Below are 11,613 nucleotides of genomic sequence, written 5' to 3' on the forward strand. Positions count from 1 at the left end.
AGATTCTGATCAGCCAGATCATGCCTAGTTAGTCTGACAAAGCCTCGTCCGCCGTATTCTGGACAACGGCTCCGTATCTACGGGCGAACGAGAAATTGACCCGGTTCAGGCGGCAATCGTGATACGGATATTCCAGGAATATGCCGATGGTCTGGCGCCGCGCCGCATTGCCGGGCGCCTCAACGCGGAGAATATCCCCGGCCCGCGCGGCGGGCCTTGGAACGCCTCCACCATCAACGGCAGCCGCCAGCGTCGCAACGGCATTCTCAATAACGAGTTATACCTCGGCCGCATTACCTATAACCGGCAACGATTTATCAAGGACCCGGAAACCGGCAAACGGCGCTCGCGGCTCAACCCGGAACATGAGTGGGTCATCACCGACGTCCCAGCTCTGCGTGTTGTCGACGACGGCATATGGGACCGAGTCCAGCAAATCAAAGCGCGCTACGCTTCACAGCCCGGCAACCGGCGCCAGACCAAAAAGCGCCTGCTGACCGGGCTGGTAAAATGCGGTCGCTGCGGCGGCTCGATGACTATCGTCAACCGCGTCCGCTACTATTGCTCGACCAAGCGGGAGCAAGGTACCTGCGCCAGTTCTGTCGGCATCAAGGCGATCGACCTTGAAAACCGCATACTCAGCGGCCTCAAAGATATCCTGCTCGGCAACGAGATTCTGATCGAGGCGTTCGTCGCCGAGTTCAAAGCTGAAATTACCCGGTTGCGCAAGCAGCGCGGCAGCCACGAGCGGCAGGCGCATAAAGAATTGAACAAGGTTAACAGGGCCATCAAGCGCTGCCTGAACTTCATCACCGAAGGCGACGGAGAGCCTGGCCTGGTGCGTGACGAATTGCGCTCCCTTGAAGGCCGCAAACACGAATTGGAGAGGACACTCGAGGTGGATCACTTGGAGCAAGAAGTTGAACTCCATCCCAACATCGCTGAACTGTACGGCAGGAAAGTCGCTGAACTGCAATCCTTGTTGACCGATGAATCTTCCCGCCCTCAGGCCATGGAGCTGATACGCGCCATGATCGATCGCATCGAGGTTCACAAGGGGGAAGAGCGCGGCAAGCCCGAAGTCATTCTGATCGGTGCCTTGTCCGAAATTATCGCCTTCACTCAGGGCAAAACTACTGCGGCGCAAAATAGCGACGGTGGTAGGGTCTTGATGGTGGCGGGGGCCCGAAACCACCGAGAATTGACTCTTCTTTCAGTCCAGATTTGACGAACATGCATGATCGCTACCCGAATTTGCAGTGTATGCGGCTGGCGCGATACCAGTAGCGTGCGGCCCCGACCGAAGAATAATCTCATATATATGCCCGACAGCTGAGCAGGTATTCGGATAATCCTCTCGGCCCTGGGTTCACTCCGCCGCTTCCTTGTCCCAGCCGATGGCGTCGCGGAGGCGGGGCATTACTTCTGTGGCCATTAGTTCCATGTGGCGGCGCCACAGTTTTTTGTGCACCCAGTCATGGTGCGAGATGATGAGTGTTTCGAAGGGGCCGGTGTCTTCGCGGAACTGGGCTAGCTTGTCGGCTACCGTTTTAGGGCTGCCAGCCATGACAATGTTTTCGATGCAGTAATCCACCGTGATCTCGTCGTCCGGCATGTCCGGGTCGTGTTTCAGCATATGGACGAAGCCGCCATAGCTGGTGATGCCGATGATATATTCGAAATACCAGCGGAACGCACAATCCGGGCTCTTGAGATAGGCCTGGGCTTCTTCGTCCGTATCGCACACCAGCAGCGTGCGCCCGGCGCGCCACTTTTCGCCGTTCACCGGCAGGCCGTGTTTTTGTCGCTCATCGGCATAATGTAGCCAATGTTCTTTCAACACATCTTCGGGCACGAAATTGGCCGAGATCGACATCCAATCGCGCCGCGCCGCGAGACGGATGCTGCCCGAGCCCCGGCTCATGGCCGGCAGCATGACCGGTGGATGCGGGTCCTGATAAGGTTTGCCCATGGCGCCGACACCGAGATCAGGCAGAATATTATGCTTGATCTCGAAATCCCAGAATTCGCCGTGGAATTCATAGGGCGGATCGGTTGCCCAGATGCCGTGGATCATATCGATCGATTCTTCCAGCATGGCCATGCGGTCGAGGTCAGCTATCTTGAACATCTCGAAATCGGGCGGCGTTGCGCCCGGCCCGATGCCCATATAAAAGCGCCCCTTCGACATATGGTCAAACTGCGCCGCCTGGCCGGCGATGATGGCCGGATGCTGATAGGGGAGACACATCACGCCGGCGCCAAATTTAATATTCTTGGTCTGTGGAATGAGCGCGGCAAAGAGCATCAATGGCGATTGGATCGGTTCAGAGGGGAGGGCAAAATGCTCGCCCAGCCAAACTTCATCAAAGCCGAGCTCGTCGGCGCATTTAATAATCTCCATGTCCTCCAAGAGAAGGGTGTGGTAGCCGCGTTTGAAATCCTGAATCGGATGCATAAATATGCCAAGTTGCATGAGATTGACTTCCTTGTTTTGATTCCCTCAGGTTTATCGTTTCTTCAAATACCTTAGCTGGCCGGGATGTAGCATGGGCCGGGCAGGGCTGGATATTGCTCGAGAATGCATTCGTCGATATCGAGGCCGAAGCCGGGCGCATCGCTTGGTTCGATATAGCCGTCCACTACGGTGAGCGGATTGCGCGCGAGGTCGGTGCGGAACGGATTGATCGGCGCCACATCGGCTTCGAAGATCAGGCCGTTTTGAATGGCGCAGAGCAGATGGACATTGGCCGCGGCGCCAATTATTGAATGGCTGGTATGGGGGGCCGCGAGAAAATGCCAGGCGGCGGCCATGTCGGCGATTTTCTTGACCTCCGTGATGCCGCCTGCCTTGGTGCAGTCGGCCTGGCAGATGGTGATGGCGCGGGCCTCAAAAAGTTCGCGGAAGGCTTGGCGGGTGTAATGATTCTCGCCCGCCGCAATGGGGATGCTGGTGCGTCTGGAAAGCTCCTGATAGCCCGGCACATTATCCGGCGAAAACGGCTCTTCCAGCCAATACACCCGGTTGGTCTCGCAATAATCGAGCACTTCCGGCAGATCTGTAACCGTATAGCGCGTTGCCGCGTCCACAGCGATATCAATGCCGTCGCCGAACGTCTTGCGAATATGGCTGACTCGCTCGGCATCCTTCTTGGGCGTATCGCCGACCCGCATCTTGATCGCGGTGAAGCCCATCTCGAGAAACCCGGCGACCTCCTTTTCCAACGTATCGAGTGGCTGGAATCCGAGCGTCAGGCCGCCGACATAAGCGCGAATTTTTTTCGCTGCGCCGCCGAGCAGGCGATAAACCGGTTGGCCAAGCAGTTTACCCTTCAGGTCCCAAAGCGCGAGATCAATGCCGGCCAGGGCAATAATACTGCCCGCGCCGAGACCATGGGTTTGAATTTGCTGGCGCTTGATGCGTTCCCAAATGCCTTCACTGTCGAACGGATCGGCGCCGATAATCAGCGAACCGACGCCCTTTTCGATGACTTCCGTCATGGCGGTGAGGTTCTGGCCGTGATGGGCCTCGCCGTAGCCGATGGTGCCATCATCCGCCGTCACCTTAACGAACACAAAGTCGCGCTTGACGTTGCGCCCGAGCCCCATGCGGATCACACCCTCTGTAAACGGGCGCGAATGCGCGCTTGCCTCAATTTTTGCGATTTTGACCATGCTGACGCTTTCACTTTGTCTATTTGCCAAATTAATTTTCAACAGCGTGGCCGCGCTACGCAGATAACTCGCCGCCGCCCGTAAGAAAGATAAATCGCCCTATATTTAGCCAGCGACCCAAACAACATAGTTTTATTACCGCGGACGCGGTCACATTGCAACGAGACGGTGATGTCAGGCGCACAGCAACCCAACTCATTTAGTCTAACATCGCCTACATTCGCTATGAATTTTGATTTACATTTGCTATAAATGTGTAATAGCGATTTGGGAATTCGTCTGCGTGCGTTCGAGCTTACAAAATATACGGCTTCAGTCCGAAAACAATCGGCAAAAAAATAAAAAGTCTATCGATTTATTTACGGGCACCTCTAAAAATCCCCACCCTGATTTTTGATCTGATAGAATCACGTTAGCACGACGTTGAGATCAGGGGGCAAAACATGAGCCAGCTTGGATTTTTTGACATCGCCAATCGCTATGCAGACTTGGATGCCAAAAATGATCCGCTATTAAAAATAGACAGCGTCGTCCCGTGGGAAGATTTCCGCCCTCACCTTGAAGCGGTCTAGCGCAAACCAGCCAATCAGCGCAAGTCATCGGCGGGTCGCAAGCCATGGGATGCTGTGGTGATGTTCAAGGCAATCGTGCTCTGTGCGCTTTATAATTTGTCAGACGATCAGGTGGAATACCAAATTCGCGACCGGCTTTCCTTCGTTCGGTTTTTGGGATTAGGCCTTGAAGATAAAGTTCCCGATGCCAAGACAGTGTGGCTGTATCGAGAACAGTTGTCTCAGGCTGGTATGATCGCGACGGTATTCGAGAACTTCGACAGCTATTTGTAAAGACCGGGGTTATCTGGCGATGGGTGGACAGATTATCGACGCATCCATCGTTTCCGTTCCCACCCAGCACAACAAGCGTGATGAGAATGCAAAGATCAAAGTCGGTGAGACACCGGAGGGCTGGATGGATAAACCGACCAAGTTCCGCCAAAAAGATACGGATGCCCGGTGGACCAAGAAGCATGGCAAGAGCCACTACGGTTACAAGAACCATATCAACGTGGACCGTCGGCATAAGCTTGTGCGTTGTTACCACGTGACGACTGCTTCGGTGCATGACAGCCAAGCCCTTGAAGCGGTCCTTGACGCAGATAACACGGCATCCGATGTCTGGGCGGATAGCGCCTACCGGTCGGCGGAAATCGAAACGATGCTAAGGGAAAAAGGTCTGACGAGCCGTATCCATTATAAGGGACACCGTAACAAGCCTCTGAGCAAACGGCAGGAGCAAGGCAATAAAACCCGCTCAAAAACCCGTGTTCGGGTGGAGCATATATTCGGGGCTCAAAGCAACGATATCGGCGGAACATTGGTGCGCAGTATCGGGATCATCCGCGCCAAGGCGCGCATAGGGCTCAAGAACCTGGCCTACAACATGCGCCGCCTTGCTCAGTTGGAACACTTAGCCACAGCACCACCATGATCGCACCCAGGGTGGGACTCTGCCTGAAACAGCGGTTCAGAGGTCAATGCCCCGCTGGGACGCTGAAAAACCAATGAATCTTGCAAAAATTCTTCGCATCGAGCCTGATTTAATCTATCGTCACCGGAATGGGCATTATTCGAGGCGCCCTTAAATCAACTTGAATGCCACGCTCTACACAATCAGTGGAGAAGAACAGTTGGGACAGCTCGTTCTAGAGGGCATAGTCAAGCACTTCGGCAAGATCGAAGCGCTGCAGCATGTCGACCTTGAGGTGGAAGACGGCGAATTTTTCGTCATCCTCGGGCCGAGCGCTGCCGGCAAGACGACAACGCTCCGTGCCATCGCCGGTTTAGAGAAACTGGACGCCGGGCGGATTGTGCTCGACGGCATAGATATGACCGATGTTCCTGTGCAGCAGCGCGGCATTGCGATGGTGTTTCAGAACTTCGCGCTCTATCCCCATATGAGCACGGCTAAAAATTTAGCCTATCCGCTGCGCGAAGAGAAATTGCCGCGCCAACAGATTAAGCGGCGTGTTGATGAGATCGCGGAAATGCTCGGCATTACCCACACGTTGACGCGCAAGCCTGCATCGCTTAGCGGCGGCGAACAGCAGCGCCTAGCCATCGGTCGCGCCATCATCCGCAACCCCACATTATTGTTGCTTGATGAGCCGCTAACAAATCTGGACGCCAAGCTGCGGCATGATATGCGCGCCGAATTCAAACGCCTGCACCGCGAGCTTGGCATGACCATGATTTACGCCACGCCGGATCAGCTCGAGGCGCTCAGCATGGGCCAGCGCGTTGGCGTGATCATCGACGGTAAAATTGTGCAGATCGAAACACCGAGCGAGCTTTACGACGCGCCGCGCGACCGCAAAGTGGCGCGCCTTGTCGGTGACCCGCCGATGAATTTTATCCCGGCAACGTTACGCCGCGATGGCGATGAACCCAGCCTAGAACTGCCGTTTTTAAATGTGCAAGCGGCGGATTTAAGAGATTCGATCACAGCCTTCGGCGCCGGCACGGAATTTTACCTCGGCGTCCGCCCGCAAGACATAAAACTTGCCGGAGATAGTGAAACGGGCAGCGCATTCGATGCTGAGATCGCCATCACCGAACCACAGGGAGACATCACTATTCTTGGTTTAATAGCCGCAAACGAGGTGCTGAAAATGGTGGTACCGGAGGCGGAAGGCGCGCGTCACGGCGCCGGTGAAGAAATTCGAGTGCGCTTTAATCCGCACGACGGCCGTTTATTTTTAAAAGAGTCAGGCGCTCTGGTTATGTGACTTCACAAAGCAAAAACGCTTGATCCTTTTTCTTTCAAAGGGCCCGCAAGAATGCCCGGCAATAAGATCCGTTCAACCTTAACTTTTAGACAGGGAGTTCAATATTATGGAATTGTTTAAGAAGGGCAAAATGGCCCTGTTGGCGGGCGCAATGGCCGTAGCGATTTCGGGCGCTTTCGGCGGTGCCGCCTCAGCTGCAGACGTCACCATCAATATGGCGGTGCCCGATTGGCCGCCGACCCACATCATGCAGGATCTGGCCAACAAATTTTACAAGGCGCCAAGCGGCAACAATGTCACCATCGCCCTCGACTTTACGCCGTGGGGCAACTATTACGAAAAACTGGCCGCCTCGCTGACGTCGGGTGAAGAGAAATATCAGATGGCGGTGAGCGACAGTCAGTGGCTCGGCACCTTCATCGAAGGTGGCTACTTCATGAAGCTCAACGACATCATCGATGCCGATCCGGAGCTTCAGGCGATCTTTAAGGACCTCCATCCCAACTTAGTCGACGCCTATTCCACCTATCCGCACAAGTCGGATAATTTGTACGGCTTCCCGCAGATGCCGGACGTGCTGGTAAACTATTACCGCAAGGATATTTTCTGCGACACTGACGAGCAGGCCGCGTTCAAGGGTAAGTACGGCTACAAACTTCCATGCTCGCCGACTGAGATGAACAACACCGATTGGGACCAAGTGCGCGATTTCAGCGAATTTTTCCGCCGCAGCGCAGGCGAATCCCTGGCCGGCGAGACACTCACTGACGATTTCTATGGTCTCACCTATCAGGCGGGCATCGGCTACGACTTCAACACCATGCAGATCAACGGCTTTATCTGGCAGCATGGTGGCGATACTTGGGACGAAACTAAGCAGCCGAACGGCCAAGCGCTCGGCGTCGTCAACTCACCGACGGCGATCAAAGCGTTCGAGCATTATCTTTCTCTGCTCAAATTTATGCCTCCGGTGGTGAAGACCGGCACCATGGATATCTTCAAGACCGACGAATTGTTCCGTGAGGGCAAAACGGCAGCCAATATCCAATGGATTGGCTTCGCTGAATCAGCGATCTCGCCGGCAACCTCCAAGGTTGCGGACAAAGTTGATTTCGCCCAGATGCCGGGCCTCAGGAACAGCGACGGCAGCATTGAGCGTTGGTCCAATATCGGCGGCCAGCCCTTCGTGCTGACTACCTGGAATAGTGATCTCGTGACCCAGGAATCGGTCGACTTCGTCAAATGGTGGTTGTCCTCTGATACTCAGCACAAATTCGCTGCGGCCGGCGGCCAGAGCGGCCTGCAAAGCGTGCATAACAGCGATACCTATGCTGGCTACCGACCGTGGAACCATGCCTTCGGTCCGCAGCTGAAATGGCAGAAAGATGTTTGGCACATTCCGGAGTTCTTCGAACTTCTCGTGCAACAGCAGCAAACCTTTGACAAAGCGATCACCGGCCAGATTTCCGCTCAGGAAGCTCTGGACTCGATTGCCGCGTTCCAAGACGAACTGCTTCGCGAAGCAGACCGCATTGAGTAGTAGACGGATTGTTACATAAGAAGCGCCGGGGGTGGTGTTTGGCTATCCCCGGCGCTTCCTTTTTCTAAATTTATCATGCAACCCATTTTTTAAGCGGAACTGTCAGTGTCCGATCGATATTATCAAAAACAGAGCCTGATCGCGCGTTTCATCTCCGAGAATCGCGGACCGCTGCTCGTCACGCCGGCATTGGCGGTGCTGGTTTTGATGAATATATTTCCGCTGCTGTGGTCGTTCGGGCTGAGCTTTTTCAAATATCGCGCCAACCGTATCAAAGAACCGGAATTCGTCTGGTTTAAGAATTATATCAAAATATTAGAAGACCCCAATGTGTGGGACCGCTTCCAGACGACCGCCCTGGTGGTCTCCATCGATGTGATTTTGCAACTTGTCGTTGGTTTCCTACTTGCCCTGTTGTTCGAAAAACAGTTCCTCGGCCGACGTGTAATGCTGATGTTTGTATTGACGCCGATGATGCTGAGCTTTGTCGCCGTGGGCGCTTTCTTTAAATATTATTACGAGCCCACATTCGGCCTGCTGAGCCAGGCGATTAAAGCCATTACCGGCGAGACCTACATCCTGCTCTCCTCGCCCGAAGGCGCCATTGCTGGCATTATTTTTGCCGATGTGTGGATGTGGTCGCCGTTCGTCATGCTGCTGGTACTAGCCGGCCTGGTGAGTGTGCCCAAGCATCTTTACGAGGCGGCGGAGATCGACCGCACTTCTGCGTGGCGGCGCTTCTGGACGATTACCTTCCCCTATATTCGCGGCCTGTTGCTGCTCGCTATCCTGTTCCGCACGATCGAGGCGTTTAAGCTTTTTGATATCGTCTGGATTGTCACCGAGGGTGGCCCCGGCACATCGACGGAGACAATCGCTGTCTATGTCTACCGCGTCGCATTTCAGTATTTCAAAACCAGCCAATCCGCCGCTCTCGGCTATATTTTGTTGTTCACGGTTATTGTGCTGACCAATCTTTATCTATTCTTCGTACGCCAGCGCGCGGTTGAGGACGAGTCCTGACATGATAAAAAAACAGGAAATCGGTAAGGCCGGGTTGGGGCGAAGTGCCATTACGGCAGTCATCAGCTTTATCTATTTTTTTCCCGTGTTGTGGATCATTCTAACGGCGTTCAAGACCCATACGGACGCTCTCACGGTGCCGCCAAAATTCTTCTTTACGCCAACCCTAGAAAATTTTTCAGCGGTGTTTTCGCGCGTTTATCGAACCGGCGGTGAGGCGGTCGACTCAAAATTTGACCTGTTCTTTTTCAACAGCATCTTTATCGCCGGCACCAGCGTTCTGATTGCCTTGATCATTGGCACGCTCGCGGCCTACGCCTTCTCGCGTTATCCGCTCAAGGGCAATGAAACCTACATGTTCATTATTCTCACCACCCGCATGCTGCCGCCTATCATCGTCATCATTCCGATTTTTCTGATGTTTCGCGTTACCGGCTTGGCCGGCAGTTATCTCGGCATTATCATGCTTTATGCCGCCTTCAACCTGCCCTTCACCATCTGGATGATGAAGAGCTTCTTCGATGAATTGCCGCGCGAAGTGGAGGACGCAGCGCGCATGGACGGCTCGTCCGAGATCAAGGTTTTCTTCAAAATTTGCCTGCCGCAAGTCAAGGCGGGCATCGCCGCGACAGCAGTCTTTGGCCTCATTCTTACCTGGAACGAATATCTCTTCGCCCTGTTGCTAACAGGTATTGAGACGCGCACCGTGCCTGTCGCCATGGCGTCGACCATCGGCGGCGATATCGGCGTGCGCTGGGGCCTGCTGGCGGCAATTGAAACATTGTTTCTCATTCCTGTCGTGCTGGTGACTTTCCTACTGCAGAACCAACTTCTGCGCGGCGTCACTTTTGGCACGATCAAGCGTTGAGGTAGGGGCATGGCTGATATCGAACTGCGCAACCTGACCAAACGCTTCGGCACCCTGACGGCAGTTGATTCGGTCGATCTCGATGTCGATGCGGGTGAAGTGATGTGCCTGCTCGGACCCTCGGGCTGCGGCAAGACGACAACATTGCGTATGATCGGCGGCCTCGAATGGGCCAGCGAAGGCGATATCTTTATCGCCGGCAAGCGGGTCAACAACCTCAAGCCGGCGCAGCGCGACATTGCCATGGTATTTCAGTTCTACGCGCTTTATCCGAGCCTTACCGTGGCCGAGAACTTGGCCTATCCGCTGCATGCGGAAAAATTGGACAATGCGGAAATTGACAAGCGTGTTCTGCGTATCGCAAAAATTCTCGAACTTGACCACGCTCTCAACCGCATCCCCGGCAGGTTGTCGGAAGGCGAGAAGCAGCGTGTCGCCGTGGGCCGCGCGATTATCCGCAACCCGCAATGCTTCCTGTTTGACGAGCCGCTCAGCCGACTCGACATCGCACTGCGCCAGGAAATGCGCGGCCAGATCAAAATGCTGCTTTCGGACCTCAACAAAGCCAGCGTGATAGTCACCCATGATCAGATTGAGGCATTGACGATTGGCGACCGCATCGCCGTGATGCGCGACGGCCTGATTGAGCAGGTAGCGACACCACATGAAATATTCGCCAGCCCGGCCAATAAATTCGTCGCCGGATTTATTGGCACACCGCAAATGAATTTGCTCGATGGGCGCGACCTAAAGCTAAACGGCGGCGGCATAGAGTTGCAGATATGCCGCCAAGGCCTAACTCTGCCGATTGATTCGACAATATTCGAACCGGTCTCCGCACAGGCGGAAATCATCATCGGCGTGCGGCCGCGTAGCTTTGACCTGGCCTCGGAAAGTGCAGCAGATACGCTCTCCGGGAAAATCGATCTGATTGAACCGATGGGCGCCGAGACATTGCTGCATGTAACAACGGAAGTCGAAGAACTGCGCGTCGTCACCGACCATCGCGCCGCACCCCCTCTCGGCTCCCTCATTCATGTACGTCCGCGCGCTGGACAGCTTCATCTGTTCAACAGTGACGGCAAAAGGATCGGCGCATGAAGGCCGTGCAACTGAGCCGCAACATGTCGCCCCGCACCGCGCGCCTGATCGTCGCCTCGGTCCTGACTATCTGCCTGCTCGCCCTGTTGTTTATTTTTCAGCCTTTCGTTAAAGAGCTCTATACTGCCGGCTGCATCATGGTGGTGATCGGCGGCCTTGTTTTCAATGTGGTGCCTTTCGCCAATACACAAAACAGCGTGCGCCGCGTCATTCGCGTCATGGCCATCGTCATCGCCATTCTGTTGGTTGCGGTCGGAATCGCCATCGGCTTCGTTTATCTGCTTCTCACTTAGCTGACGCGCTGTAAGATTGGCATTGTCATGTATGGACGCCCCCGGTGTTGCAAGGGAAAATCTGATTTGAAACGGCGGTAGAGCTTGCAGTCATTTATCCGGCCTTTCGCCGCGGCACGCTGACCGCTGGCCCTGATGGAATCCGAAAGATCGACGCCCAGTCACATTAACGAGCTGGATGCTCGGACAATGCCTCGGGTTTGGCCGATCTCGGGTGTTACCCTGTTTCGCCATCAAATCGTTGTTACCCTCGCAAGTTGGCGCCCGCTTTCCAGTTCGTTAGGCGGGCGTCGGTTGGTAGATACGCTCGTACCTGAGCAGTGCCCAG

Annotated in this window: 9 protein-coding genes and 1 pseudogene; 8 read left to right on the forward strand and 2 right to left on the reverse strand. The window is 54.8% G+C overall.

Features of this window, described 5'->3' with window-relative positions:
• The first annotated feature begins 94 nt into the window (after nt 1–94).
• On the forward strand, nt 95–1,228 hold the full coding sequence (locus tag O3A94_16315; GenBank protein MDA1357818.1) for a recombinase family protein: 1,134 nt from the start codon (nt 95–97) through the stop codon (nt 1,226–1,228).
• Nucleotides 1,229–1,369: 141 nt separating this feature from the next.
• On the opposite strand, the gene O3A94_16320 is transcribed toward O3A94_16315, so the two are convergent.
• Both O3A94_16320 and O3A94_16325 read right to left on the reverse strand, forming a co-directional pair.
• Nucleotides 1,370–2,476 carry an LLM class flavin-dependent oxidoreductase gene (locus tag O3A94_16320; GenBank protein MDA1357819.1) on the reverse strand — a complete coding sequence of 369 codons (1,107 nt, stop codon included), beginning with the start codon at nt 2,474–2,476 and terminating at the stop codon, nt 1,370–1,372.
• A gap of 53 nt (nt 2,477–2,529) precedes the next feature.
• Complete coding sequence (locus O3A94_16325) at nt 2,530–3,675, reverse strand: mandelate racemase/muconate lactonizing enzyme family protein (GenBank protein ID MDA1357820.1); 1,146 nt, start codon at nt 3,673–3,675, stop codon at nt 2,530–2,532.
• A 443-nt stretch (nt 3,676–4,118) separates the two neighbouring features.
• On the opposite strand from O3A94_16325, the pseudogene O3A94_16330 reads away from it, so the two are divergent.
• The 7 genes and pseudogenes from O3A94_16330 to O3A94_16360 all read left to right on the forward strand — a co-directional run bounded on the left by O3A94_16330 (nt 4,119) and on the right by O3A94_16360 (nt 11,285).
• Nucleotides 4,119–5,163, forward strand: a pseudogene (locus tag O3A94_16330) (IS5 family transposase).
• 199 nt (nt 5,164–5,362) lie between these two features.
• Nucleotides 5,363–6,460, forward strand: coding sequence for an ABC transporter ATP-binding protein (locus tag O3A94_16335; GenBank protein ID MDA1357821.1), 1,098 nt, complete (start codon nt 5,363–5,365; stop codon nt 6,458–6,460).
• A 106-nt stretch (nt 6,461–6,566) separates the two neighbouring features.
• A complete protein-coding gene (locus tag O3A94_16340) occupies nt 6,567–8,000 on the forward strand; it encodes an extracellular solute-binding protein (protein MDA1357822.1) in 1,434 nt (477 codons plus the stop codon).
• Nucleotides 8,001–8,105: 105 nt separating this feature from the next.
• On the forward strand, nt 8,106–9,023 hold the full coding sequence (locus O3A94_16345) for a sugar ABC transporter permease (protein MDA1357823.1): 918 nt from the start codon (nt 8,106–8,108) through the stop codon (nt 9,021–9,023).
• 1 nt (nt 9,024) lies between these two features.
• Nucleotides 9,025–9,891: a carbohydrate ABC transporter permease gene (locus O3A94_16350; GenBank protein ID MDA1357824.1), complete on the forward strand. Its 867-nt coding sequence runs from the start codon at nt 9,025–9,027 to the stop codon at nt 9,889–9,891.
• Between the two features lie 9 nt (nt 9,892–9,900).
• Nucleotides 9,901–10,992 carry an ABC transporter ATP-binding protein gene (locus O3A94_16355; protein MDA1357825.1) on the forward strand — a complete coding sequence of 364 codons (1,092 nt, stop codon included), beginning with the start codon at nt 9,901–9,903 and terminating at the stop codon, nt 10,990–10,992.
• On the forward strand, nt 10,989–11,285 hold the full coding sequence (locus tag O3A94_16360; protein MDA1357826.1) for a hypothetical protein: 297 nt from the start codon (nt 10,989–10,991) through the stop codon (nt 11,283–11,285). Before O3A94_16355 ends, O3A94_16360 begins: the two co-directional genes overlap by 4 nt.
• Nucleotides 11,286–11,613 lie beyond the last annotated feature (328 nt).

It is taken from the genome of Pseudomonadota bacterium (assembly GCA_027624955.1).
Lineage (GTDB): Bacteria > Pseudomonadota > Alphaproteobacteria > UBA828 > UBA828 > PTKB01.